At 71.4% G+C, this 24,661-nt stretch carries 29 protein-coding genes and 1 other RNA gene; 18 read left to right on the forward strand and 12 right to left on the reverse strand.

The features are described from left to right. On the reverse strand, nucleotides 1-294 hold a 294-nt coding region (locus HZF19_RS06980), incomplete at its 3' end, for a hypothetical protein (RefSeq protein WP_208028047.1). 29 nt (nucleotides 295-323) lie between these two features. After that, nucleotides 324-575 (reverse strand): hypothetical protein, encoded by a 252-nt coding sequence (locus tag HZF19_RS06985; RefSeq protein ID WP_208028048.1) that lies wholly within the window; start codon nucleotides 573-575, stop codon nucleotides 324-326. A gap of 57 nt (nucleotides 576-632) precedes the next feature. On the opposite strand from HZF19_RS06985, the gene HZF19_RS06990 reads away from it, so the two are divergent. Together HZF19_RS06990 and HZF19_RS06995 are read left to right on the forward strand one after the other, a co-directional pair. Then, a complete protein-coding gene (locus HZF19_RS06990) occupies nucleotides 633-2,294 on the forward strand; it encodes a DEDD exonuclease domain-containing protein (protein ID WP_208028049.1) in 1,662 nt (553 codons plus the stop codon). Between the two features lie 9 nt (nucleotides 2,295-2,303). Continuing rightward, the gene (locus HZF19_RS06995; protein ID WP_208028050.1) at nucleotides 2,304-2,966 is read left to right on the forward strand and encodes a hypothetical protein; all 663 of its coding nucleotides are present in this window, start codon (nucleotides 2,304-2,306) and stop codon (nucleotides 2,964-2,966) included. Here HZF19_RS06995 and trpD read toward each other — a convergent pair. From trpD to HZF19_RS07025, 6 genes are all read right to left on the reverse strand, one after another. Continuing rightward, on the reverse strand, nucleotides 2,929-3,990 hold the full coding sequence (gene trpD, locus HZF19_RS07000) for an anthranilate phosphoribosyltransferase (RefSeq protein WP_208028051.1): 1,062 nt from the start codon (nucleotides 3,988-3,990) through the stop codon (nucleotides 2,929-2,931). The genes HZF19_RS06995 and trpD overlap by 38 nt on opposite strands. Before the next feature lie 14 nt (nucleotides 3,991-4,004). Next, the gene (locus HZF19_RS07005) at nucleotides 4,005-4,241 is read right to left on the reverse strand and encodes a WhiB family transcriptional regulator (RefSeq protein ID WP_208028052.1); all 237 of its coding nucleotides are present in this window, start codon (nucleotides 4,239-4,241) and stop codon (nucleotides 4,005-4,007) included. 122 nt (nucleotides 4,242-4,363) lie between these two features. Then, nucleotides 4,364-4,969: a DUF3501 family protein gene (locus HZF19_RS07010; RefSeq protein ID WP_208028053.1), complete on the reverse strand. Its 606-nt coding sequence runs from the start codon at nucleotides 4,967-4,969 to the stop codon at nucleotides 4,364-4,366. Beyond that, nucleotides 4,966-6,288: a heterodisulfide reductase-related iron-sulfur binding cluster gene (locus HZF19_RS07015; RefSeq protein WP_208028054.1), complete on the reverse strand. Its 1,323-nt coding sequence runs from the start codon at nucleotides 6,286-6,288 to the stop codon at nucleotides 4,966-4,968. The genes HZF19_RS07010 and HZF19_RS07015 overlap by 4 nt, the downstream gene beginning before the upstream one ends. Before the next feature lie 155 nt (nucleotides 6,289-6,443). Beyond that, a complete protein-coding gene (locus HZF19_RS07020; RefSeq protein ID WP_208028055.1) occupies nucleotides 6,444-6,863 on the reverse strand; it encodes a rubrerythrin family protein in 420 nt (139 codons plus the stop codon). Further along, nucleotides 6,856-7,347 carry a Fur family transcriptional regulator gene (locus HZF19_RS07025; RefSeq protein WP_208028056.1) on the reverse strand — a complete coding sequence of 164 codons (492 nt, stop codon included), beginning with the start codon at nucleotides 7,345-7,347 and terminating at the stop codon, nucleotides 6,856-6,858. Before HZF19_RS07025 ends, HZF19_RS07020 begins: the two co-directional genes overlap by 8 nt. Nucleotides 7,348-7,556: 209 nt before the next feature. On the opposite strand from HZF19_RS07025, the gene HZF19_RS07030 reads away from it, so the two are divergent. From HZF19_RS07030 to HZF19_RS07100, 15 genes are all read left to right on the forward strand, one after another. Continuing rightward, nucleotides 7,557-9,248, forward strand: coding sequence for a glycerol-3-phosphate dehydrogenase/oxidase (locus tag HZF19_RS07030; protein WP_208028057.1), 1,692 nt, complete (start codon nucleotides 7,557-7,559; stop codon nucleotides 9,246-9,248). A 1-nt stretch (nucleotide 9,249) separates the two neighbouring features. Next, nucleotides 9,250-10,785 carry an FAD-binding oxidoreductase gene (locus tag HZF19_RS07035; RefSeq protein ID WP_208028058.1) on the forward strand — a complete coding sequence of 512 codons (1,536 nt, stop codon included), beginning with the start codon at nucleotides 9,250-9,252 and terminating at the stop codon, nucleotides 10,783-10,785. A gap of 2 nt (nucleotides 10,786-10,787) precedes the next feature. Then, nucleotides 10,788-11,180, forward strand: coding sequence for a hypothetical protein (locus tag HZF19_RS07040; RefSeq protein WP_208028059.1), 393 nt, complete (start codon nucleotides 10,788-10,790; stop codon nucleotides 11,178-11,180). Then, nucleotides 11,177-12,616 (forward strand): FGGY family carbohydrate kinase, encoded by a 1,440-nt coding sequence (locus HZF19_RS07045; protein ID WP_208028060.1) that lies wholly within the window; start codon nucleotides 11,177-11,179, stop codon nucleotides 12,614-12,616. The genes HZF19_RS07040 and HZF19_RS07045 overlap by 4 nt, the downstream gene beginning before the upstream one ends. A 94-nt stretch (nucleotides 12,617-12,710) precedes the next feature. After that, nucleotides 12,711-13,058, forward strand: coding sequence for a cupredoxin domain-containing protein (locus HZF19_RS07050; RefSeq protein WP_208028061.1), 348 nt, complete (start codon nucleotides 12,711-12,713; stop codon nucleotides 13,056-13,058). A gap of 40 nt (nucleotides 13,059-13,098) precedes the next feature. Continuing rightward, nucleotides 13,099-13,842, forward strand: coding sequence for a ferritin-like domain-containing protein (locus HZF19_RS07055; RefSeq protein WP_208028062.1), 744 nt, complete (start codon nucleotides 13,099-13,101; stop codon nucleotides 13,840-13,842). A 23-nt stretch (nucleotides 13,843-13,865) separates the two neighbouring features. Continuing rightward, entirely contained in the window at nucleotides 13,866-14,735 is an 870-nt protein-coding gene (locus HZF19_RS07060; RefSeq protein WP_208028063.1) for a ferritin-like domain-containing protein, read from the forward strand. Nucleotides 14,736-14,864: 129 nt separating this feature from the next. Beyond that, an RNA gene (gene rnpB, locus HZF19_RS07065) (RNase P RNA component class A) lies at nucleotides 14,865-15,246 on the forward strand. A gap of 253 nt (nucleotides 15,247-15,499) precedes the next feature. Beyond that, entirely contained in the window at nucleotides 15,500-15,664 is a 165-nt protein-coding gene (locus HZF19_RS07070; RefSeq protein ID WP_208028064.1) for a hypothetical protein, read from the forward strand. Beyond that, nucleotides 15,661-16,128 (forward strand): hypothetical protein, encoded by a 468-nt coding sequence (locus tag HZF19_RS07075; RefSeq protein ID WP_208028065.1) that lies wholly within the window; start codon nucleotides 15,661-15,663, stop codon nucleotides 16,126-16,128. Before HZF19_RS07070 ends, HZF19_RS07075 begins: the two co-directional genes overlap by 4 nt. Before the next feature lie 321 nt (nucleotides 16,129-16,449). After that, nucleotides 16,450-16,959, forward strand: a complete 510-nt coding sequence (locus tag HZF19_RS07080; protein WP_208028066.1) for a hypothetical protein — start codon at nucleotides 16,450-16,452, stop codon at nucleotides 16,957-16,959. Nucleotides 16,960-17,189: 230 nt separating this feature from the next. Beyond that, the gene (locus HZF19_RS17090; RefSeq protein WP_208028067.1) at nucleotides 17,190-17,813 is read left to right on the forward strand and encodes a nucleotidyltransferase domain-containing protein; all 624 of its coding nucleotides are present in this window, start codon (nucleotides 17,190-17,192) and stop codon (nucleotides 17,811-17,813) included. A gap of 19 nt (nucleotides 17,814-17,832) precedes the next feature. Further along, a complete protein-coding gene (locus HZF19_RS07090; RefSeq protein ID WP_208028068.1) occupies nucleotides 17,833-18,213 on the forward strand; it encodes a HEPN domain-containing protein in 381 nt (126 codons plus the stop codon). Nucleotides 18,214-18,312: 99 nt separating this feature from the next. Further along, the gene (locus HZF19_RS07095) at nucleotides 18,313-18,510 is read left to right on the forward strand and encodes a hypothetical protein (RefSeq protein WP_208028069.1); all 198 of its coding nucleotides are present in this window, start codon (nucleotides 18,313-18,315) and stop codon (nucleotides 18,508-18,510) included. 38 nt (nucleotides 18,511-18,548) lie between these two features. After that, nucleotides 18,549-19,766 carry a DUF3089 domain-containing protein gene (locus HZF19_RS07100; protein WP_208028070.1) on the forward strand — a complete coding sequence of 406 codons (1,218 nt, stop codon included), beginning with the start codon at nucleotides 18,549-18,551 and terminating at the stop codon, nucleotides 19,764-19,766. Here HZF19_RS07100 and HZF19_RS07105 read toward each other — a convergent pair. The 4 genes from HZF19_RS07105 to HZF19_RS07120 are packed head-to-tail and all read right to left on the reverse strand — an operon-like array spanning nucleotide 19,744 to nucleotide 23,674. Continuing rightward, nucleotides 19,744-20,310, reverse strand: a complete 567-nt coding sequence (locus HZF19_RS07105; protein ID WP_208028071.1) for a histidine phosphatase family protein — start codon at nucleotides 20,308-20,310, stop codon at nucleotides 19,744-19,746. The two genes, HZF19_RS07100 and HZF19_RS07105, sit on opposite strands and share 23 nt — an antisense overlap. After that, the gene (locus HZF19_RS07110) at nucleotides 20,311-20,796 is read right to left on the reverse strand and encodes a hypothetical protein (RefSeq protein WP_208028072.1); all 486 of its coding nucleotides are present in this window, start codon (nucleotides 20,794-20,796) and stop codon (nucleotides 20,311-20,313) included. 11 nt (nucleotides 20,797-20,807) lie between these two features. Next, complete coding sequence (locus HZF19_RS07115) at nucleotides 20,808-21,521, reverse strand: zinc ribbon domain-containing protein (protein ID WP_208028073.1); 714 nt, start codon at nucleotides 21,519-21,521, stop codon at nucleotides 20,808-20,810. Beyond that, nucleotides 21,521-23,674 carry a transglycosylase domain-containing protein gene (locus HZF19_RS07120; RefSeq protein WP_208028074.1) on the reverse strand — a complete coding sequence of 718 codons (2,154 nt, stop codon included), beginning with the start codon at nucleotides 23,672-23,674 and terminating at the stop codon, nucleotides 21,521-21,523. The genes HZF19_RS07115 and HZF19_RS07120 overlap by 1 nt, the downstream gene beginning before the upstream one ends. A gap of 45 nt (nucleotides 23,675-23,719) precedes the next feature. Between HZF19_RS07120 and HZF19_RS07125 the strand changes: the two genes are divergently transcribed. Then, nucleotides 23,720-24,658, forward strand: a complete 939-nt coding sequence (locus HZF19_RS07125) for a TIGR03621 family F420-dependent LLM class oxidoreductase (RefSeq protein WP_208028075.1) — start codon at nucleotides 23,720-23,722, stop codon at nucleotides 24,656-24,658. Nucleotides 24,659-24,661: the final 3 nt, after the last annotated feature.

Below are 24,661 nucleotides of genomic sequence, written 5' to 3' on the forward strand. Positions count from 1 at the left end.
AGCACTGCCCGGCGCCGCCGCGGCGGCGACGAGCCCCTGCAGGGTCTCCTCCCACCCGTCGGGGCGGTCGACGAACACCCAACCGGCCTCGCCCACCAGCCCCGGATCGGCCGCGGCCACCTCACGGACCCGGGTGCGCAGTGCCTCGTCGCCGTCGAGCACCCGGCGAACCACGACCAGGGCCGGGTCAGGGAGCTTCGCGAACCGGAAGAACCGCCGCAGCGCCGGCGGGGCGGGCACCTTCGGCTCGGCCACCTCGCCCATCCTCGCCACCACCACCGCAGTCTCGAGCACGGGCCGCAGCAGGGCCAGCTCGACCCGGTTCAGGTGGTGGCCTCCCGCTGTGTGGCCGCGGCCTCGGCGTCGGTGAGCTCGACGACGTGCTCCCCCGTCCCGCACCAACGGCAGGAGACCTCCTCGACCTGCTCCGCCAGCACCTCCGCGTCCTCCACCTCGAGCTCCCCCCCCACCGTGTAGTGGTGGTAGGCGCGGGTGCGCCGGGTGCTGGTCACGTCGAAGCGGGTCAGGTTGCCGCAGGCGGCGCATCGGTAACGGCGGGCTGGCACGGCCGGCATCGTACCGCCGGGTCGAGATGCTTGACCACGAACACCTGTTCGACTACGTAAGGGCGTGTGCAGCAGCGGAGCTTCGACGACCTGGGCACCCCCCTGGCGGAGGTGACCTTCTGCGCGGTGGACCTCGAGACCACCGGAGCATCGGTGCAGAGCTGCGGGATCACGGAGGTCGGAGCGGTCAAGGTGCGCGGCGGCGAGTGCCTCGGCACCTTCCAGACCCTCGTCAACCCGGGCTCGGCGATCCCACCGGAGATCACGGTGCTCACCGGCATCACCGAGGCCATGGTGCTGCCCGCGCCTCGCATCGAGGCCGTGCTGCCCGCGCTCCTCGAGTTCGCGGGCGATGCCGTGCTCGTGGGGCACAACCTGCGCTTCGACCTCGCCTTCCTCGACGCCGCGCTCGAGCGCAGCGGCCGGCCCCGGCTGTGCAACCGGGCCATCGACACCCTGGCACTCGCCCGCAGGCTGGTCCGAGACGAGGTGCCGAACCTCAAGCTCGCCACCCTCGCCTCCCGGCTGCGCCTCGACCACCCGCCGAGCCACCGGGCGCTCGACGATGCCCTCGCCACCGCCGACCTGCTGCACCTGCTGCTGGAGCGAGCAGCGGGGCTCGGGGTCACCGGCCTCGACGACCTGCTGGCGCTGCCCACCATGGCCGGCCACGCCCAGGCGGCCAAGCTCAAGCTCACGGCCCGCCTGCCACGATCGCCGGGGGTGTACCTCTTCCGCGACCGTGCCGGGCGCGTCCTGTACATCGGGAAGGCCACGAACCTCCGAGCTCGGGTGCGCAGCTACTTCTCCACCGAGACCCGCCGCAAGGTCGGCTCGCTGCTGCGGGAGACCACCCATATCGACCACGTCGTCTGCCGGCACCCGCTCGAGGCCGCGGTGCGGGAGGTCCGGCTGATCCACGAGCTCCGCCCTCCCTACAACCGGCAGGCCCGCGACTGGGAGCGCTACGTGTACCTGAAGCTGACCGACGAGACCTTCCCCCGTCTGTCGGTAGTCCGCACGCTGCGCCCCGACGACGGCTTCTACCTGGGGCCGTTGCCGTCCACCCGCTTCGCCAGGCGGGTGGCGGAGGCCATCGAGACCGCCGTGCCGCTGCGGCGCTGCACCGAACGGCCGGGCTCGGTACCGCGCCGGGCACCGTGCGCGCCCGCGCAGCTGGGGGTGGCCGCCTGCCCCTGCGCGGGCACCACCAGCGCGGCCGAGTACGCGGCCATCGTCGAGCGGGCCCGGCGGGGGCTGACCTGCGAGCCGGAGCTGCTCCTGGAGCCCCTGCGAGACCGGATGACCGCGCTCGCTGCCGCCGAGCGCTACGAGGAAGCCGCCGACGTGCGGGATCGCTGCGAGGCCCTGGCACAGGCCCTGCGCCGCCAGCGGCGCATGGAGCTCCTGCGGGCCGCGGGCCGGCTGGTCGTGGAGTTGCCGGGCCAGGGCGGAGCCGAGCTGGCGGGTGGTCGCCTGGTGCGGTCCTGGGGGTGCTCGGAAGACCCCCGCGAGCCGGTGCTCACGTTCGATCCCGGCACGACACCACCGGATGGGTCACCCGAGGCCGCCGTTCCCCGGGAGCTGGCCGACGAGCTGCTCTGCGTCGCCCGCTGGCTCGAGCAGGAGGCCGGGCGCATCCGCCTCGTGCACGCCGAGAGCGGCTTGGCCTCGCCGCTCCCGGCGCTGCCCTCCTTCGCCCCCCGGCGAACCGCGCCCGCCCGGTAGCCTGGGCGGGTGCGCTCGTTCCTGATCTGGTCGGCGGCCTTCCTCGTCACCTGGATCGCCCTGCTGACCTTGGCCTTCGCGGTGCTGCGCTGGCGCCTGGAGCGGGCCAACCGGGTGAGCCCGGCGATGCGCAGCCCCGCTCCGCTCCTGTGGCTGTGGTGGCCCTCGCATCCGGCGCGGCTGCACCGCCGCCTGCGCACCGCCACCGCGCACGTGCGCCTCGCACCGGCGCATAAGCGCCACGGGCCGTCGTTGTCGGTCGACGAGCTCCGTCGGGAGCTCGAGTACCAGGCGGTGGAGCTCGACCACCACGTCGTGGCCGCGGCTCGCCACCCTCGCCCGCACCGGCAGGCACTGCTGCGCCAGCTCGAAGGGCAGGTCTCCGAGGTGGAGCGGCTGTCGGTCCGCCTGTCCCGGCTGAGTCGGCCCGCCGGCACCCCGGCGAGCGGTTGGGACGCAGGACCACCCGAGGTCCTGGCGCGCATCTCGCACCAGCTCGACCTGCTCGACCAGGCCCAGGCCGAGCTGGCCGAGATCGAGCGGGCGACCGGGCTGGTGGACGTTGACGCGCTCCTGGCACCCACCCACCGGCCGGTCGCCGCTCCCCAACCGCCTCCGGCCGGGGGTCCGATCCTCAGCGATCCGCGGCGCCGCTCGACGCGACGTCGATGAGCCGCGCCAACACCTGGCGGACCTGACCAGCGTCGATCGCGCCACGAGCACGGTCGAGGCCTGCGGCCAGGTCGTCCACCTCCCCTGCGACCCACAGACCCGCAGCCGCGTTGAGGGTGACGATGTCGCGATAGGGACCCTGCTCGCCGGCCAGCACCCGCTGGGCGATGGCGGCGTTCTCCTCCGGCGTCCCGCCCTTGACCTGCTCGGCGTCGACCACCTCGAGACCCAGGTCGCGCGGATCCAGCTCGAAGGTGCGCACCCTCCCCTGGTGCAGCTCGAACACGGTGGACGGCCCGGTGGTGGTGAGCTCGTCCATCCCGTCGGAGCCGTGCACCACCAGAGCACGCGGCGCCTGCCGAGCCTCGAGCACGCCGAGCACCGTCGCCGCCACCCGCGGGTCGCTCACCCCGATCACCTGCCTGACGACCCGCGCCGGGTTCGACAGTGGCCCGAGGACGTTGAACACCGTCGGCACACCCAGCTCGGCCCGCACCGGTCCGGCGTGCCGCATCGCCGGGTGGAAGGCGCGGGCAAAGCAGAACCCGACCCCCGCCTCTCGCACGCAACGGGCGACCGTTGGGCCGTCGAGGTCGATGGGCACCCCGAGCGCGTCGAGCAGGTCGAACGAGCCGCTGGTGGAGGAGGCCCGGCGGTTGCCGTGCTTGCACACCCGGGCCCCTGCCCCGGCGGCCACCAGGCTGGCCATGGTGGAGACGTTCAGCGCGTGGACCCGCCGGGTGGGCGCGCCGCCGGTGCCGACGATGTCGATGGCCGATGCTGCGAGCTCGCCGAGCTCGACGGGCGCCGCGGCGGCGAGCATGGCCTCGACCATGCCGACCATCTCGTCGACGGTTTCGCCCTTCATGCGCAGGGCGACGATGAAGCCGGCGATCTGCACCGGTGTGGCCTCGCCGGAGAGGATCTGGCCCATCGCCGCTGATGCCTCGGAACGGGTCAGGTCGCGGCCATCGACCAGGGTGCCGAGGATGCCCCGCCAACCTCCCAGCTCGTCGAAGACCATGGGCCGGTCGCCCCTCAGGCCGTCCGCCGGCGCTGGCGGATGATCCGCCGGCGCTCCCGCTCGGTGGCTCCGCCCCAGATCCCTTCCTTCTCCCGGTAGCCGAGCGCGTGCTCCAGGCACGGCTCGCGCACCGGGCACTCGGCGCAGACCGCCTTGGCGGGTGCTGCGTCCTCCTCCTCGTCACTGACTGGGTAGAAGATCTGCGGATCGAGGCCTCGGCACGCTGCCTTGGCCCGCCAGGGCTGCTTCATCGGGGGGATTCGGCTCCCACGTGGACGGACGGACGATCGGAAACGGTCGAGTATCGTCGTCGGCTTCCCCGACTGTCCAACCCCGCCGCTCCTCGCGGGTCCCGGCCGCGCCAGGCTCGTGCTCAGGGGCGCAGATCGGTGAGCAGCTCCTCGCGGGTCTCGTCGGTGAGGCGCTGCTCGTGGGTGTAGGCGGGGTGGTCGATCACCACGGTGACCGGCCCGGCGGCGAAGCGCTCGATCTGGCTCGGGTCGAGGCTGAACCGCACGTAGTGCACCGACGCGGTGACCTCCTCCCGGGTGAGCTGCTTCTCGTGGTCGGGGTCGACCTGGCACCGCACGTCCTCGGCGCCCTCGCCCTCCCCGATCCGCAGGACCACGGACCGCTCGATGCCCACCAGCCGGGGCAGCCACTCGCGTAGCTCGTCCTCGCTGGTCAGCTCGATGAACAGGGTGGCGCTGAGGTGACCGGGCTCGGGGATGAGCGGGTTGTAGATGCCGAGCTCGGTCTCGATCCCCTCGTCGGAGAGGATGCGCTCGGCGCGTGCCATCTCCTGGATCTGGAACCGGATGGTGTCCCGGTTCTCGAACACCAGGGTCACGAACGGCCCGACGTGGACCCGGCGACGCTTCTTCAGCGCGATGATCCGCGCCCGGAAGTCCTCGCGCTCCCGCTCGTAGGCCCGCAGGTCGGCGATGTCGTCCAGGGTGAGCTTGCGCTGGGAGGTCATGGTCGTCGGTCCTCCTCGGGGATGCCGTAGGCCCGGGCCACGATCGAGATCGGGTGCACGGGCCGGGTGCCGGTCTCTTGCAGGATCCCCCCGTTTGCGAGATGGCAGTCACCGGCGACGACGTCGTTGCCGGCCTTGGTGATGGCGGCCGCCATCTTCCGGGCCACCTTCCGCGAGTCCTCGTAGTGCTGCTCACGGTAGCCCCAGGTGCCGTCGATGGCGCTGCACTCGGCCACCACCGTGACCCGGGCGCCGGTCAGGGCCATGAGATCACGGCTCTTGAGCCCGATGTTCTCGGCCCGCAGGTGGCACGGCGCGTGATAGGTGACGGCGTCGGGGATCGAACCGGAGAACTCGGTGTCGAGGGCCATGCCGTCGTCGGCGTGCACCTTCATGAGATACTCGGCCGCGTCGTAGGTGTTGGCGGCGACCAGCTCGGCATCGGGGCCGCCGAGGTAATCGACGTAGTCGTGCTTGAGGACGTAGCCGCAGGTCGGCTGCGGCACCACGATGTCGTGACCCTGGCGTACCGCGTCGGCGAGCACCTTCACGTTCTTGCGGGCCTGGCCAACGAACCGGTCGACGTCGCCGCTGTGCAGCCACGGAGCTCCGCAGCACACCTGCCCGGCGGGCAGATCGCAGCTGATGCCGTTGCGCTCGTACACCCGCACCAGGTCCTTGCCGATCTGGGGGCTCTGGTACTCGACCAGGCAGGTGGCGAAGACGGCGACCCGGCCCTGGTCCCGCCCGACGGTGGCCGGCTCGGGCGCGCGGCGACGCGCGAACCAGGTGCTGAAGCGTTGCCGAGCGTAGGGGGGCAGGACCCGCTGGGCGGCGATCCCCACGGTCTTCTCCATCAGCCGGCGGGTGAGCGTGCCGGTGGAGCCGATGGCCCGGTTGGCAAGAGGCGCGAGCGCGGTGTTCACCTTTCCCGCCAGGTCGGTGCGGGCCAACGCCTGGTTCTGCAGGCGTTCCTTGACGGAGAGGCGGCGGTTGCGCACCTTCACCTGCTCGGCCCGCATCATCAGCCGGGGGAAGTCGAGGTTCCAGTCGCTCTGGCCCGGGATGTAGGGGCAGTTGATGTAGCAGAGCTTGCACTGGAAGCACTCGTCCACGACCCGGTCCTGCTCGGCTGCGGTCAGCTTGGCCGCGTCCTGGTCCTCGTGGCGGTCGATGAGCTCGAACAGCGTGGGGAACGACGTGCAGAACTTGAAGCACAGCCGGCACCCGTGGCACAGGTCGAAGACCCGCACCAGCTCCTCGCGCATGTCGGCCTCGTCGAAGTACTTGGGATGGAACGGGTCGTAGGTGGTGGTCATGGGGACCTCGGCGGAGGCGCTCCGAACGTAGGACGGGCGCAGGACGGGCGAATGACGGTCGCAGGACGGGCGTGATGCGACGAGGGGGGACGGTCTCCCGTCCCCCCCCTCACGACGGTCACCAGCGCAGGCGCGCTGGTCGGTCGGGAAGCCGGTCAGGAAACGGTCTCGAGGCCCTGCGAGAACCGGCCGGCGTGGCTCTTCTCGGCCCGGGCGAGGGTCTCGAGCCACTCGGCGATCTCCTCGAAGCCCTCCTCGCGGGCGGTCTTGGCGAAGCCGGGGTACATCTCCGTGTACTCGTAGGTCTCGCCCGCGATCGCCGACTTGAGGTTCTCCGCGGTGCTGCCGACGGGCTCGCCAGTGGCCGGGTCGCCGACCTCGGCGAGGAAGTCGAAGTGGCCGAACGCGTGACCGGTCTCGCCCTCCGCGACGGAGCGGAAGAGCGCGGCCACGTCCGGGTAGCCCTCGACGTCGGCCTTCTGCGCGAAGTACAGGTAACGACGGTTCGCCTGGCTCTCGCCCGCGAACGCTTCCTTCAGGTTCTCGTGTGTCTTGGTGCCCTTGAGCTCAGGCATGCGCGTCTGCGCCTCCTCGTGCGTGTCGGTGTTGTTCGTCGATGACCACTTCGCCACCACGGTCGATCTCGGCCTGGCAGGTCGGGCACAGGCCGCGGAAGACGATCTCGGTGGCCGACACCAGGTACCCGTGGTCGTTGCCCTCGGGCACGTGGACGTCGGTGAAGTCGGCATAGATGTCGTGCACCTCCCCGCATCGATCGCACACCAGGTGATGGTGGGGATCGAGGTTCGGGTCGAAGCGGGCCGACCCGGTGCCGAGCTCGAGCTGGACCAGCTCACCCATGGCCGCGAGATCGTTGAGCGTCTGGTAGACGGTCCGCAGCGAGATGGTCGCCATCTCGGCCCGGACCTGCTCGTAGACCGACTCGGCGGTGGGGTGCGCCTCGTTCCCGGCGAGGGCGCGGAAGATGCACTGCCGCTGCGGCGTGATCTTCAGGCCCTGCTGCCGGAACAGCTCGGTGAGCTCGGCTGGCGACTTCACGGCCGCCACTCTAGCAGTACTTTTCAACGATTGTTACCTAGCCATAGCTGAGATTTTTGTCTCCGCACCGCCCCTGCCCCGAACGTGTGGTGCTCGACTGCCGCTGAGGCCACCGTTCACCGCGGTGTTCGGGGCAGGCCAGGCCGCCCGCCCCGCGCCGCGAGCGCCAGTACCATGACGCGGCCCGTCCCCCTCGCTCAGGAGAGCCCATGCCCGCCGCCTTCGACCGCCCCGACGTGCTGAGGCGGCTGGCCAGCACCCACTTCGACGTCCTGGTCATCGGTGGGGGCATCACCGGTGCGGGGTGCGCGCTGGACGCGGCATCACGGGGGTTGCGGACCGCGCTGGTGGAGCGCGACGACTTCGCTTCGGGCACGTCGTCGAAGTCCTCGAAGCTGGTCCACGGGGGCTTGCGCTACCTGCAACAGGGCGACGTCCGGCTGGTGTACGAAGCCCTCCACGAGCGCCAGCGGCTCCGTCACAACGCGCCGCATCTGGTCAGGATCCTGCCGTTCCTGCTCCCGGTGTTCGCCGGCAAGGGCGGCGTGGTGCCCAAGAAGCTGTCCCGGGCGCTCGGGTCCGCCATGTGGATGTACGACCTCACGGGCGGCTACCGCATCGGCAAGCTCCACAAGCGCATCTCGCCCCGCGAGGCGCTCGAGCACATGCCGACCCTGCGCACGGACCGTCTGGCCGCGTCGTACCTCTACTACGACGCGCAGGCCGACGACGCCCGGCTGACCCTCACCGTGGCCCGGACCGCAGCCCTCGACTTCGGCGCCGCGGTGGCCAACGGGGTGGGGGTGCTCGAGATCCTGAAGGACTCGGCCGGCCGGGCCCGCGGGGTACGAGCCGCCGCCGACGACGAGGAGCTCGAGATCCGCGCCGACGCGGTGGTGAACGCCGCGGGGGTGTGGGCCGACGAGGTACGAGCGCTCGACGAGGGGGCTGATCCCCACACCATCCGGCCCGCCAAGGGGGTCCACATCACCGTGCCGTGGGCCAAGGTGCGCAACGACATCGCCGCGGTGGTGCCGGTCCCGAAGGACAAGCGCTCGGTGTTCGTGGTGCCCTGGGGGGCGTTCACCTACATCGGCACGACGGACACCGACTACGACGGGCCCCTCCACGACCCGCAGTGCACCCGCGACGACATCGACTACCTGCTGCGGGCCATCAACTTCTCGGTCACCTCGGAGATCACCGAGCGGGACATCACCGGCACCTGGGCCGGTCTGCGCCCGCTGGTGCGCGACGCCGCCAGCGAGCGCACCGCCGACCTGTCCCGGCGCCACCAGGTGCAATGGTCGCCGAGTGGGGTGGTGACCATCACCGGGGGCAAGCTCACCACCTACCGCGAGATGGCCGCCGAGACCATCGACGAAGTGCTCGAACACGTGCTCGGGGCCAAGGTGCTCGAGCGAGCCCAACGCCACAGCCGCACCAAGCGACTCCGGTTGCGTGGGGCCGCCGGCTACGAGGAGCTGCGCTCATCGGAGCTCGAGGCGGCGAAGGTCGGCCGGGCCACCCTCGAGCACCTCGCCGACCGCTACGGCGGGGAGGCCCGCACGCTGCTGGCCATGATCGAGCGTGACCCCGGGCTGTCCCGACCGCTGGTGGAGGGCCTCCCGTACCTGCGAGCCGAAGCGGTGTACGCCGCCCGCTACGAGATGGCCCGCACCCTCGACGACATCCTGTCGCGCCGCACCCGGGCACGACTGCTCGGTCGTGATGCCTCGGCGGCGGCAGCGCCCGAGGTGGCGGCGCTCGTGGCCCCCGACCTCGGATGGGATCGAACGGAGCAGGCCCGACAGGTGGACGACTACCGCCAGCAGGTCGAGCACGAGCGGCACGTGCCCGACCTCCCCGAGACCGCCCTCGACGCCGCGATGGGAGCATGACGTGACCGAAGACCCGCGAGCGACCGACGACCAGCTCGGCCCGGGCGCACCGACCGCCCCCATCGAGCTCGCCGGCGGCCCTGCCTCGGCGGCGGCTCGCCTCGGGTTGCCGTTCGTCGAAGTCGACGACGCGATGCTGGATCGGCTCCGCGGGGTGTGTGCGTCCGTGACCCGCGACGCCGCCGAGCTCGCCGAGGCCAGCCGCGACTGGTGGCCGCTGGCGATGACCTGGGCCCTGGACGGCCAGGTGGCCTCCCTCGCCGCCGCGGTCGCCCGGCCCACCACCCCTGCCGAGGTGGCGGAGGTGGTGCGGGTCTGTGATGCGGCGGGCGTGCCGGTGACCGCCGCGGCCGGTCGCAGTGGGGTGTGCGGTGGGTCGATCCCCCTCTACGGCGGGGTGGTACTCGACCTGTGCGGGCTGTCGGGCATCCGCGACGTCGACGACGCGTCGCTGGTCGTCGACGTCGCGCCAGGGACCTTCGGCGACCACTTCGAGTACGAGCTGCGGTCCGGGCACGGGCTCACGGTCGGGCACTGGCCGCAGTCAATGGCCCTCTCCACGGTCGGCGGCTGGCTGGCCTGTCGCAGTGCCGGGCAGCTGTCCACCCGGTACGGCAAGATCGAGGACTTGGTCGTCGGCCTCGACGTGGTGCTCGCGGATGGCCGCACCATCCACACCGGCGGCCACGCCCGCCAGGCATCCGGTCCCGATCTCAACCAGCTCTTCGTCGGCTCCGAGGGGACCTTGGGGATCATCGTGGGGGTCCGGCTGCGCGCCCGGCCCGTCCCGCCCCACACTCGGCACGCGGCGTTCGGTTTCAGCTCGTTCGAAGACGGCCTCGACGCCTGCCGGCGGATCCTGCGGCGAGGGGCGACCCCTGCGGTGCTTCGCCTCTACGACCCGGTCGAGGGGGAGCGGAACTTCGGCACCGGTGAGCTCGCGCCGCTGCTGGTGTACGACGAGGGCGACGGGCAGCTCGTGGACCCGACCCTCGAGATCGTGGAGGAGGAGTGCGAAACCGCGCTGGCGCTCGACGCCGGTCTGGTCGACCGCTGGATGGCCCACCGCAACGACGTGTCCGCTCTGGAGGCCCTCATCTCCCGGGGCTACGTGGTGGACACGATGGAGGTGACCGGCCCGTGGGCGGCCCTGCCCCGCATCTACCGTGACACCCTCGCGGCCATCGGCTCGGTGGAGGGCACGCTGGTGGCCAGCGCCCACCAGTCGCACTCGTACCCCGACGGCGCCTGCCTCTACTTCACCTTCGCCGGCAAGCCCGAACCGGGCGACAAGGACCGCTTCTATCGCGCCGTGTGGGATGCCGGCACCCGGGCGGTGCTCGCCGCGGGCGGATCCCTCAGCCACCACCACGGCGTGGGGGTGAACCGCGGGCGGTTCATGCGCGAAGCGCTCGGCGGGGGCTTCGACGTGCTGGCAGCGGTCAAGCACGCCCTGGACCCCAACGGCATCCTCAACCCCGGCAAGCTCGGCCTGCCCAGCCCGTTCGGGCCCGATCCGCTCATCGGGCCGAACTGAAGGTGAGCACCCTCGACGACACCCTCGACCTCAGGGCCATCGGCGCGGGCCTGCTGGTGGCGATGGTGATCGCCACGCCGGTCGTCGTCGCCGCCCGGGTGGCCAGCGGCGGCGAGCGCGGCGGCGCTTCGGCGTGGTCGGCGGCGGTGGCCGTGGCCAGCCTGGTCGCGGCAGGCGCCGGTGGCTTGGTCGCCGGTAGGCGCCAGGGCGACTGGCCGGCGCTGAACGCGGCCGCCACCGGGGCGACCCTCTACGCCGCGGTCCGGCTGCTGTGGGCCCTGCTCGGCGGGTCCGTGCCCAATGTGCTGTCGCTGATCCTGGTAACCATCCTCTACGCGTCCGTCGGGGCGGTGGGCGGCGCGATCGGATCGATGCGAAAGGTGCGTGACCCGTGAGCTTCCTGGTCATCGACGTGGGCACCAGCGGGGTGCGAGCGGCGATCGTCGATCCCGACGCCCGCATCACCCGCGACGCCTACCGCGAGGTGCTCCCCTCCTCCCCCGCGCCCGGCCTGGTGGAGTTCGACCCCGTGGCGATGGCCGGCGCGGCGCTGGCGTGCGCGACCGAGGTGCTCGCCGGCGAGGTGGTGGAGGCGGTGGGGATCACCAACCAGCGGGCCTCGACCATCGTGTGGGACCGGGCCAGCGGGGAGCCGGTCGGCCCCGGCATCGGCTGGCAGGACCTACGCACGGTGGGTGACTGCCTGGTCCTGCAAGCCGAGGGCCTGCGGCTGGCTCCCAACCAGTCGGCCACCAAGCTCGTCCACCTGCTCGACCAACACGATCCCGATCGCTCCCGAGAGCTGTGCTTCGGCACGGTCGACACGTGGATCGCCTGGCAGCTCTCCCAGGGCGCGCTCCACGTCACCGACCTCTCCAACGCCGCGGTGACCGGCCTGGTGGATCGTGACGGCAGCGGCTGGGACCGCCGAGTGCTCGAGGTCCTGCGGATCCCGGCCGAGATCCTGCCGGCGATCGTCGATTCCACCGGGGTCGTGGGACACGCCACCGCGCTGCCCGGGGCGCCGCCGATCGCGGCGCTGGTGGGCGACCAGCAGGCTTCTCTCGTCGGGCAAGGCTGTGTCGCCCCGGGACCGGCGAAGATCACCTTCGGCACCGGCGCGATGCTCGACGCGGTCTACGGGCCGACCCGACCCGGCTTCGAGACCCGGGGCGGCGGTGGGACGTTTCCCATCGTGGCCTGGCGGCGCGACGGCCGGGCCACCTGGGGCATCGAGGCGATCATGCTCTCGGCGGGCACCAACGTGGAGTGGCTGCGGGACGACCTGGGGGTGATCGCCACCGCCGAGGAGTCCCATACCGTCGCCGCCCGGTGCGCGCACACCGACGGGGTGGTGTACGTCCCCGCCCTGCTGGGGCTCGGCACCCCCTACTGGGACTACGGGGCTCGGGGAGCGCTGCTCGGCCTCACCCGGGGGACGGGGCGCCCGCAGCTGGTGCGGGCCGTGCTCGAGGGGGTGGCGCAGCGGGGGGCCGATCTGGTGGAGGCCGCGGAGCTCGACGGGGAGACGCCGATCCGGTCGTTGCGGATCGACGGGGGGATGAGCCGCAACCCCACGTTCGTGCAAGCCCTGGCCGACGCCTGCGGGCGACCGGTGGAGGTCTCGCCGGTGGTGGAGGCCACGACGCTGGGCGCCGCGCTGCTCGCCGGGCTGAGCACGGGCGCCTGGGGAAGCTGGGACGAGGTCGCCGGCACCTGGCAGCCCCGGGAGGTGGTCGAACCCACCGGCACCCTCGACCGGGACCGCTGGCGGGACGCCGTGGAGCGGGCGAAGGGCTGGCACGCCGACCTGTCGGCGCTGGACTTCTGAGCACCATGACCACGGGACACGCCCATCGATGAGCCGATCCCCCATCCGTCGCCGGCCCGGCGGCTCGGACCTCTCCCCGAGTGGAGCAGCCTGGGTGGCCTCAGCGGCTCTCGGGTGCGTCGCCGTGGCGGCGCTGCTGGCCGGGTGCGACACCCGCTCGCCAGGTTCGGCTGGCTCAGCACCTCAGGCCCGGGAAGCCACGGTGGTGATCGAGGATCACCGCCTCACCCCGAAGGAGATCGCGATCCCCCGGGGCGGGTCGGTGCACTGGGAGAACCGGGACGACACCCGCCACCGGCTCGTGGCCACGGTGCCGAATGTGCTCGACACGGGCGAAATCGGCAAAGCTCAGAGCTTCACGCAGACCTTCGACCGGCCCGGCACCTACCGCTACTACTGCAAGATCCACAACTACATGAAGGGCACCGTGGACGTCCGCTGAGGCTGTCGGCCGGTGCCCCGCACGGAAGGGACGAGACGAGATGAGCATCCGCCGTCTGGTGGCCCAGGTTGACGACCAGCACCGGGAGGCGATGAGGACGATCGCCGACGACCTGGCCGAGCAGCGCGCCGCGACCCGCCCGGCGGCGGTGGACGAGTCGCGCCGCCGCTTCGTCCGCCGGCTCGGCCTGGGGGGCGCGGTGGCGCTCGGTGCGGCCGCGGTCCCGGCCGCGGTCCTCTCGGGCGCAGCGCACGCCGCGGAGACCCAGGGAGCCGGCTCGGCTGGAGGCGCCACGACGAAGCTCCCGGCATCCGATGTGTCCCTGGTGGCCTTCGCCGTCGGGCTGGAGCTGGCGGCTCGCTCTGCCTACGAGGTGGCACTCAACACCAAGTTCCTCTCTCCGGCCGAGGCCCAGCTGTGCCGCACGTTCGCCGGGCATCACCTCGACCATGCGAACGCGCTGGCGGTGCTGGCCGGCGAGGACGACGCCTCGACCAGCTCACCGAACGCCAGCGTGGTGGCGGCCGTGCAGCCCCAGCTCGCCCGGGCCACCGATGCCCGCGGGCTGCTGCAGGCGCTGTACTCGGTGGAAGAGCGGGCGGCCGCGACCTACGAGGCCGCACTGGGGCTGCTCGAGTCCCCGGCAGCCGCGGGGCCCGCGGCCAGCATCCTGCCGGTCGAGGGTCAGCACGCGGTGGTGCTCGGCCAGTTGCTGGAGCTGTCCCCCGGCGAGTGGATGCCGGCGTTCCAGACCACCGACGACGCGTTCGACTACACCCGCTGAATCTGAGCGGGAGAGGAGTGACGATGGAGTTCAGCCGAGACGAGGTCCGCCGCCAGCTCGCAGCGGCCGAGCGCGAGCACACCGAGGCGCTGCCCCGCTGGCGGGAGGTGCTCAGCCGGGTGTTCGATCCCGATGCCGACACGTCGCCGGGAGTCAAGGCCGCGCTGGTGGGCCTCCCCGACCGCCGGGGTTTCCTGCGCCTCGGTGGGGCGACGGTGGCGTTCTCCGCGGTGCTGGCGGCCTGCGGCAAAGAGAAGACGAAGCAGGTCCCCGTCACCGGCACCACGCCCAGTACCACCCCGGAGGAAGCGACCCAGCTGTTCGAGCTGGGCCAGGAGCTCAACCTCGACCTGCTGCGCACCGCCCAGTCGATCGAGGAGCTCGCGGTCCAGACCTACCAGAAGGCGCTCGACTCGGGCCTGGTGACCACCACCTCGGTGGCCGACGCCCTCCGCCTGTTCCAGGCCCAGCACCGCGACCACGCGGGCACGCTGGCGACCACCACCGAAGACAGTGGCGGCACCCCTTACGCCCAGCCCAACCGCTACCTGGACGAGCAGGTCGTGGGCCCGGCGGTGGCGGCGCTGACCGACGAGGCGTCGGTGGTGGCGTTGGCGCTCACCCTGGAGACGACGGCCGCGCAGACCTACGTGTTCGCCACCGAGCTGCTCAGCACCCCGGAACTGCGCCAGACGGTGATGCGGATCGGCGGGGTCGAGGCCCGGCACATGGCCGTGCTGTTCGGGTTCCAGGAGCAGCCGCAGGTGCCGTACCCGTTCATGCCGAGGCGGGGGCACATCGACGAGAAGGGCTTCGTCGGTGCCGGCTCGTTCACCCCGCAGCCCGCACAGGAGACCACGACCACCACCACGCCGACCACCACCGCTCGCTGAGCGTCGACGCCGGCAAACCACGGGCGCCGGTGCGGTCGCGGGTCCGGCGGCAGAACGGTCGCGGTGCGACCGGTCCCGGGCCCCGTCGCGGTCGTCCACGGCGGAGGCATGGCACACTGGGAGCGACGGTGAGCCGGCCGGGTGACCGCGGCGTCGCGCCCTCGGGTGACGGCGTCGAGGAAGGTCGGGGCTCCACAGGGCAGGGTGCTGGCTAGCGGCCAGTCGGGGCGACCCGAAGGAAAGTGCCACAGAGAACAGACCGCCGATGGCCGGCCCGGGCGACCGGGCCGGCACAGGCAAGGGTGAAACGGTGCGGTAAGAGCGCACCAGCATCCCGGGCGACCGGGATGGCTCGGTAAACCCCACCCGGAGCAAGGCCACGCAGGGGGTACGGGCGGCCCGTCCGCCGAGGCTTCGGCCGAGGCAGCCCCCGGGTAGGCCGCTGAGATGGATGGTCACCCAGGCGCCGGGAGGCGCTGGACAGAACCCCGCCTACAGGCCGACTCACCGTCGCACCCTCGGGCCGGGGCGCGGCCCAACCAGCAGCCGTCCCAGATGGTGATGACCGGGATCCCGGAGGGTGTCACTGGGCCTCCTTACCATCGAGCGATGACCACCGTCGCCAACCGCACTGATCCGACCCCGCCGAGGAGCTCCCCCGGCTTGACGACCGCGGCTCCTGTACCCTGGCCCAGCACCTCGCCTGACGGGAGCCGCGACCAGGCCGCCCACGACCGATCACCGCGTCGCGAGTACCGGGCGGCGTGCCCGCCAGCCCCCTACCCGACACCACCGACTGGACGTTCGAGGTGTCCGACTGGCCCAACCACCGCGAGGACCCGCTGATGAACGCCTTCGAGGATCTCGTCGCCCGCCTGCTCCGCCGGGAGGGGTACTGGACCCGCCAGAGCTCCAGAACTACAAGGTGAATATCAGCACCGCCGACAAGGTCAGGATCGGCCTGCACTCGATGCCGCGCCCTGACGTGGACATCGTCGCCTACCAGGCCGTCACGAACACCGTGGCGTGGGTCGAGTGCAAGTCCTACCTCGACTCCACCGGCGTGCAGATGTCCGCCTTCGACGGCTCGAACCCGAAGTTCGCGAAGCGCTTCCGCGTGTTTACCGACCCCACCTTCCGCGAGGTGGTCACCGACGCCCTGGTGCGCCAGATGGTCGAGGAACGCCTCGCCCGACCGAAGCCGAAGGCCGAGTACTGGCTCGTGGCCGGGAAGATCGCCGGGTCGAGCCAGGACGCCGTCGCCGCCCACTTCGAGGCGAACGGCTGGACCCTTCGCGATCGCGGGTGGGTCACCGCCGCCCTACAGGAGGTCGCAGGTGACGGCTACGAGGACGACGTGGTCACCATGGCAGCGAAGTTGCTCCGGCCGTGAGCGGTGCCACCGTCCGACCGCTCGCGGTCCCCTACCGGACCGACTCCGAGCGCTACTTCGGCATCTACTTGAACCGCCGCCGACTCCCGTTCGAGCACGAGCGGCCAGTGGGACCGAAGCCACCCGACTTCTTCGTCGAGCACCCGACCGCGGGACCGATCGTGGTCGAGGTGCACGAGTTCGAATACGTCTCACCCCCGAGAGTCGGCGTGGCTGACCCCTACGGGCACATCCGCACCGCGATCAAGCAGAAGCGCGCAGGGACGAGGCGCCAAGGGCAAGTACCCCTTTGTTCTCGCCCTCTACTCGCATGGCTGGCCGATGATCGACGTGCGCACGGTAACGGGCGCGATGTTCGGCAACATCGCCGCACGGATTCCCTTCAGCAGCGTGCCGGGGGCAACCAACGGGAACGTGAAGCTGATCTTCGGCCACGGCGGCAAGATGATCCACGCCCGACCGGGTCAGGTCAGGGTGCAGAACACGACGTTCAGCGCGGTGGCCATCCTCAGGATGTTCAACCCGACCAAGGTCAGGCTCGATCGGGGGTACGCCTCGATCCCCGACGGCCTCAACCCGGTCGATCACCTCACGCGCCGCATCGAGGTGAAAGAGGAGGACGTCCGCACGGGCCTCTACCGCCCGGACTTCGACATCCCACGACTCATCGTCTGCCACAACCCAGTTGCGGCCGTCCCGCTGCCACTCGACGCCTTCGGAGGCCCCCACGATGAACAGTGGGCCATCGCTCCCGATGACGGGCGTCTCCACCTCGCGGCCACCGGACTCGGCTACCACGAGGTGCCCAGCAATGGGAGCGATCGCGGGTGACGGAGCACGAACACCACGCAGTCGAGTTGAAGCGAGAGTACGACTGACGCGGACCCCGGTGGGGCGTTGTTGGTTGCCTGAGCCTGCGGGCTTGGGGATGCTGGTCGCTCTGAACCTCGAGGAGAGGGATGAGCGAGAAGAGGAATGGGCTGCGACCCTTCCTGACGAGATTACCTGCAAAAACAGAACACTCGTTCCATATTTGCTTGCTAATCAAGTAGCCTCACGGTGTGGACTTCGTCCGACCTATCGAGGCCATCGTGCCGGGCGCCCAGGGGCGAGTACTCGCCGTTCTGGCGGAGACCACGGTTGAGCTGAATCTGCGGACCATCGCACAGCTCGCCGGGATCAGCCAGGCCCAGGCATCCCGTCTGCTGCCCAATCTGGTTGCGCTCGGTGTCGTCGAGCGACGGGAGGTGCCGCCGGCATCCCTCTTCCGGCTCGTGCCCGAGCACGTCGCAGCCCGGGCGCTGCTCGCCCTCGCCCGCTCGACCGACACCGTGCTCGACGAGATGGGTCGACTGGCCAAAGCGCTCCCCCAGCCGCCGGTCAGCGTGATCGTCTTCGGATCGTTCGCCCGGCGCGAAGCCGATGCCGACAGCGACATCGACGTCGTCGTCATACGACCCACCGATATCGACGAGGACGACGACACGTGGTCGGCTTCGCTCGAAGCCTGGCGCCGTGACGTGCGTCGACTTACCGGCAACCCGGTCGAGGTCCTCGAAGTGAGCGCGGACGAGGCGGCCACGAAGCTCGCGAGCCGCGCCCAGGTGTGGGCCGACATCCGGCGAGACGGCCGTGTGGTCCAGGGCCTCAGCATCGATGAGCTCCGGGCGGTACGCAGTGGCTAAACCAGGTCGCACCAGGCCGGTGTCGGCCGCGCAGGTCCGCGCCTACGCCGCCAAGGCCGAGGAGTTCGCCGAGGCCGCGACCAGCGAACTCGAAGCCGGCCGCAACATCGCTGCCACGAGCCTCGCCATCCACGCCGGCATCAACTCCGCCGACGCCGTCTGCGGCGCTCGCCTCGGCAAGCGAGCCGCCGGCGAGGACCACGACCAGGTGCTCGACCTGCTCGGCCAGGCAGGCCCCGACGGCGCCGAGGTCGAGCGCAACCTGCGCTGGCTCCTGCCACTCAAGACGAAGGCCGAGTACGAGCCCGACAACATCGCACCATCCGTCGCCGCTAAGGCGGTCGAGCGTGCTCAGCGGTGCGCCGCCGTAGCCCGGCGGGTGGCGGAGACGGCGCGGTAGACGTCAGCCGACCAACGACTGACTGTGCTCGGTTGCCGCAAGTACCACCCGCCGCGCCGCCGACCTGGCCCGCATCAGAACGGGTAGGTGCGGTTCCGCGTGGCGAAGAAGACCGAGCTGAGCGGCTCGGGGCCGACCTTCGTCACCTCTGGCGGCTATCGGAGCACCTCGGGCGTGATGGCGGTCGCTGAGATCGTTCAGCGGTCCTACATGTTGTTGACCGGGCCATTCCTCGCGACCTTGACCCCGGTCATCCAGCAGGACTGGAAGGGGCCGTTCCGTACGCCGTTGTTCTGACGAACCGACCACACGGGCTACGCGTGCGATGATGGCGCATGCCCACCCGGACTCGTGCAAACCCCGCCCGGCCGTTGATGCTGGTCGTCGTCGCGGCCTCTCTCGCCGCCACGGCCTGCAGCTCGGGTGGGACCACCACCGCCGCGCCGGGCACCGAGGCGCCGACGACCACCGCCCGCGCCGCGCCGTCGATCCCTCCCTACACGAGTGAGGTGTACGCCGACCCGGCCCACTGGCTGTGCCGGCCCGACCTGCCCGACGACGTCTGCCACCAAGACCTCGACGCCACCGTCGTGCACGCCGACGGCACGCTCGAAGTCCAGCGCCACGTCGCCGACCCCGACGCCCCGATCGACTGCTTCTACGTCTACCCGACCATCAGCGCCGACCAGAGCCCCAACTCCGACCTGGTGCCCAGCGACGCCGAGAAAGGCTCGGTGCTCACCCAGGCCGCCCGGCTGAACAGCCAGTGCCGGGTCTTCGCCCCCGTGTACCGCCAGATGACCCTGCCCGCGCTGCTCGGCAGCGTCCCTGCCGATCGCCTCGCCGCCAGCCAGGTCGCCTACGCCGACGTGCTCGACGCCTGGCACCACTACCTGGCCAACGACAACGGCGGCCGGGGGGTGGTGCTCATCGGCCACTCGCAAGGGGCGAGCCACCTCAACCGCCTCGTCCGGGAGGAGATCGACCCGAACCCCGAGCTGCGATCGCTGCTGGTGGCCGCCTACCTGATCGGCTCCACCGTGCGGGTGCCCGACGGGGCCGACGTCGGCGGGGACTTCGCCAACATCCCGCTGTGCCGCAGCCAGGACCAGATCGGCTGTGTGGTGTCCTACGCCTCCTTCCGCTCCACCTCCCCGCCGCCGGCGAACAGCTTCTTCGGCCGGGTGCGCGGCGGCGACGGGGTGGCGGCCTGCGTGAACCCCGCGGCCCCGGCCGGCGGCCGGGCGTCACTCACCCCGTACTTCGCCACCGGCGATTGGGTGCTGCCCGGGGCCGGCGCGGACCGCGCCATCACCACCCCGTTCGTGACCCTGCCGGACCTGCTCGATGCCGAGTGCGTGCAGCGCGACGGGTTCAGCTACCTCGAGGTGTTCGTGAACCGCGACCGGGCGGGCCGGCGAGCGCAGGACATCACCGGGGACCTGACCCCGGAGTGGGGGCTGCACGTGGTGGACGTGAGCATCGCCATGGGTGACATCGAGCGGATGGTGGGACAGCAGGCCGCGGCGTTCACAGGTGCGCCACCTCGTTGAAGGTGTGCAGCACCGGCCCCCGATCGCCCAGAGCGATGCGGGTCAGCGACGCCGGAGCCACGAAGAGCCGCCAGGTCACCTCGTCGCCGACACCCAGCGCCCAGGCCACCGCGGCCTTGATCGGCGACACGTGCGACACCACCACCACCGTCTCCGACCGGGCCCGCTCCGCCAGCGTCTCCAGCGACGAGCGCACCCGCTCCCCCAGGGCGGCGATCGACTCCCCGCCGGGCGGGACGAACTGCGGGTCCCGGCGCCAGGCGGACCACACCTCCGCCGGCACGTGCTGCAGCGGCGTGCCGTCGTAGTCGCCGTAGTCCAGCTCGATCCAGCGCTCGTCGACCTCGACGGGAGCCCCGAACGCGGCCGCGGTCTGCCGGGCCCGGGTCAGTGGGCTCGACACCACCCGGTCGACGGGGCCGACCGCGGTGGCGAGCCGGGCCGCCTGCCGCTCCCCCTCCTCGTCGAGGGGGACGTCCAGCCGGCCGAGCAGCAGCCCGCTGGCGTTCGCCGCGGTGCGGCCGTGGCGCACGATCACCAGCACCTAGCTCACCAGGTCCCGGCTGAGATGACCGGTACGCACGAACAGCTCGCGCCGGTCCCGGTCGGCGAAGCCGAACGTGTGCCAGCACCACACCAGCGCCCCCAGACCCGCGACCTCCAGCAGGGCGATGACCGCCGGTGACCGATCCAGCTCCGGCAGCCCGGCCGTGTCGAAGCCCACACCGAGGAACGGCCACCAGAACACCCCGGCGTTCGTCCAGATCCCATCCAGCACCAGGTGCATCAGCATGCCGATCGGCAGGCTGATCCATCGCCGGCGCACCAGCCGCCGACGTTGGGTGGCGAGCATCACCACCGCCAGCAACGCCACCGAGGCGACCAGGGTGTGGGCCAGCCTCGGGCCGCCGAACACCACCTCCCCCAGCGGCAGGACCGCGCCGAGCATCACCAGCCGGTAGTCGAGCGCGGGGCTGCGGAACACCAGCCACACGAACGCGAAGCTCACGCCGGCGAACCAGAGGAACATCGGACGGCCCCCTAGCGGACCAGCAGCCGGCCGCACTCCTCGCAGTGCACCAGTGCATCGGGCGGTTCGTGCTTGATGCGGTCGAGCTCCACCGCGGACAGGCTGAGGTGGCACCCGCCGCACTGGCTGCCCACCAGGCGGGCCACCGCGATGCCCTGCAACCGCCGGCGGAGCTGCTCGTAGTGGTCGAGCAGCTCGGTCGGCACCACCGCGGCGATCTCGGCCCGCTCGGCCTGCACCGTCGCCAGCTCGGCGGCGATCGCGGCCTCCGCCTCGGCCAGCGCGGCCTCCAGCGCGGCGCCCTGGCGGTCCAGCTCGGCCCGCTCGGAGGCGCGGGTGTCGAGCTCCCGGTCCACCGGCTCGAGCTGCTCCATCAGTTCGAGCACCTCGTCTTCCAGCTGGCGTTGCCGCCGGCGCAGCGAGTCCAGATCGTCCTGCAAGGCCTGCAACTCACGCGGTGAGGTGACCGAACCCGAATACAGCTTCGTGTCGACCTCATCGGCCTTGGCGCTGATGTTCGCCACTTCGTCCTCCAGCCGGCGCTGGGCGCGGGCCAGCTCGTCGCGCCTGTCGTTCACCTCGGCGGTCGTTGCATCATGCTCGGCCACCCGGTCGAGGTGTGCGTCACGCGCCGCTCGCTCCGGAAGGGTGTCGAGCCGGTGGCGGAGTTGGTCGACTCTGGTGTCGTGCTCCTGCAAGCGCAACAGGTCGTCGAATGCGTTCATCACCCTCCAGATGGGCCCGGGGTGCTCGGCGGTGGCCCATTGCCCGGCGGGGGCCCGGGTTCGGGGCTCGTGGTCGCCGGAGGCGAGGATGTCGACGAGCTGCTGGGCGTGGTCGTGGTCGTGGTCGTGGTCGATCGCGAGGTACCCGAACCGGGCACCGTCCCGAAGATCGGCTTGCCGTCGGGGCCGATCCGCACCCCGTTGAGCGCGTTGTCCCCCCGGCCGACGACCGGGCGCCCGGCTCGGTCGGGCTTGGGGCACGGGGGGAACGTCCCCACCGGGCGATCAGCATGGACCGCCTCGTTGAACGCCCGCCAGAGCATCGCCGGGTAGGTGCCGCCGAAGTTCGCCACCCCACCCAAGTTCGCCATCGAGATGTCCTGGTCGGGATTGCCCATCCACACCGCGGTGGTGAAGTAGGGCGTGAACCCAACGAACCAGGCGTCGAAGTTCTCCTCGGCGGTCCCCGTCTTGCCGCCCGCTGGTTGGCGCGACAGCCGCGCCCTGGTGCCCGTCCCGCTCTTCACGACCTCCTGCAGGATGTCCCGCGCATAGCAGGCCGACCGTTCGCTCACCGCCTGCTCCCCCGCGCTCTCGTGCTCGAGCAACACCTTGCCATCGCGATCCTCGACCCGTTCGATGAAGTAGGGCGGCATGCGCACCCCGCTGTTGGGGATGGCCGAGACCGCGGACGCCATCTCGAGCGGGGTGATCTCTCGGGGTCCCAGGGTCAACGCCGGCACCGGTGGCAGCTCGCTGGTCACCCCCAGCTTGCGGGCGGTCTCGACCACGTTGGGGATACCCAGCACCTGCGCCAGCCGCACGAACGCGCCGTTGGAGGACCTGGCCGTCACCGAGGTGAGGGTGCCTCCGGCGCCGGAGACCACGTAGGGGTTCTTTGAACACCCGGGGCACTTGAACGCACCACCTCCGCCGATGGTGTCGTTGGGCTGGTTGCCCTGTTCGAGAGCGGTGAGCAGCGTGAAGACCTTGAACGCGGAGCCGGTCGGCTGGCCGGGCGGGTGGGTGGCGATGTCGTACTTGTAGGAGTCGTAGCCGGGACCGCCCACGAGTGCCCGGACCGCGCCCGTCGAGTTCTCGACCGTGACCATCGCCGCGGTGACGCCCTTGTCGTTCTTGGGGACGCCCTGCGCGTGGGCCAGCTCGGCGGCGAACTGCATCCTCGGGTCGAGCGTGGTGTAGATGCGCAGCCCTCCCCCGAACACCCGCTCGATGCGCTCGTCGCGGGTGGCACCCAGCCGTGGGTCGTCGAGCAGCTGCTGCTTCACGTTCTCAACGAAGTAGTCATCGGGTGGGGGCAGCTCGATCTCGTCGCGACAGCCCGCCGGCCGGGGAGTGCCCGTGCTGCAGCGGTCGACCGGCAGGGGCGCGCTCCCGTAGCGGGTGGCGTCCTCCTGGCTGATCGTGCCGAGGCTCACCAACCGCTCGAGCGCGGCCCGGCGCTGCTCGTAGGCCCGCTCCGGATGGCGGATCGGGTCGTACTGCACGGGGTTGGAGATCAACGCCGCCAGCAGCGCACCCTCGGCGTAACCGAGCTGCTCCACGTCGACCCCCCAGTAGGTCTCGGCCGCGGCCTGCACCCCGTAGGCGCCCGATCCGAAGTAGACCGCGTTGAGGTACTTCTCGAGGATCTCGTCCTTGCTGAGCTGCTGCTCGAGGCGCAGTGCCAGGGGGATCTCCTTGGTCTTGCGATCGAGGTCTCGGGAGGAGTCACGCAGCAGGGCGTTCTTCACCAACTGCTGGGTGATGGTGGAGCCACCCTGCTCCACTCCGCCCGCGGCGACGTTCTCCGACAGCGCCCGCCCGATGGCCCGGAAGTCCACCCCGTTGTGCCGGTAGAAGTTCGCGTCCTCGACCGCCAGGATGGCGTCGATCACCGGCTGGGGCACCCGCGACAGCGGGACGGGCTCGCGGTTCTCGGGGCCGTGGAGGGTCGCCAGCAAGCTGCCGTCCGAGGCGTACACCCGGGAGCGCACCGCGAAGTCGTCGAGCGCCGCCAGGTCGATCTCCTGGGCTTGTGCGTGCACCGAGCTGGCCAGCTCGCCCGCGGATGGCACGAGCGCGACCAGCGAGCCCGCCAGCACCACGCCGGTGGCGCAGATCGTCACGACGAGGAGCACGAACTTCCGCACGCGCGCACGACGATACTCAGCCAGGTCATCGGTTAGCGTGCCGCGATGGCCCATGACCGACCGTTTCGCTTCGGGATCCAACTCTCGACCGCTCCTTCGGGCGCCGAGTGGGCGGCGCTCGCCCGCAAAGCGGAGGACCTCGGCTATTCCACCTTGTTCCTACCCGACCATTTCGGTGACCAGCTCGCGCCTCTCCCGGCCATGCAAGCCGCCGCCGACGCCACCACCGAGCTGCGGGTGGGCGCCCTGGTGTTCGACAACGACTTCAAACATCCGGTGGTGCTGGCCAAGGAGATCGCCACCGTCGACGTGCTCTCCGGTGGCCGGGTCGAGCTCGGCCTCGGTGCCGGGTGGATGACCACCGACTACGAGCAGTCCGGCATCCCCCACGATCCCCCGGCCGTGCGGGTGAGCCGTATGGAGGAGAGCATCGCCGTGCTCAAGGGGCTCTTCGCCGAAGGCGCGCTCGACTTCGCCGGTGAGCACTACACGATCACCAGCCTGGACGGTCGGCCCAAGCCGCTGCAGCGACCGCATCCGCCGCTGCTGGTCGGTGGCGGTGGCCGCCGGGTCCTGCGCATCGCGGCCCGCGAAGCCCAGATCGTGGGCATCAACCCATCCCTGCGCAGCGGGCGGATCGACGCCGAGACGGCCGCCGATGCCACGGCAGCGGCCACCGACCGCAAGCTGGCGTGGGTGAGGGAGGCGGCCGGGGCGCGGTTCCCGGAGCTCGAGCTGAGCTGCCTGCTGTTCGCGGTGGTCGAGACCACCGACACCGCGGGGACGGCGGAGATGATGGCAGGCGTCTTCGGCATCCCGGCGGAGGAGGTGCGGGAGGTACCGCACGCCCTGATCGGGACGGTCGAGGAGATGTGCGACCTGCTCGAAGCCCGGCGGGAACGCTGGGGGCTGTCCTACATCGTGGTCCAGGGCGACGCCATGGACACCCTGGCCCCGGTCGTCGCCCGCCTCGCCGGCCACTGAGGA

Source organism: Rhabdothermincola sediminis (genome assembly GCF_014805525.1).
In the GTDB taxonomy this organism is placed as follows: domain Bacteria; phylum Actinomycetota; class Acidimicrobiia; order Acidimicrobiales; family Acidimicrobilacustridaceae; genus Rhabdothermincola; species Rhabdothermincola sediminis.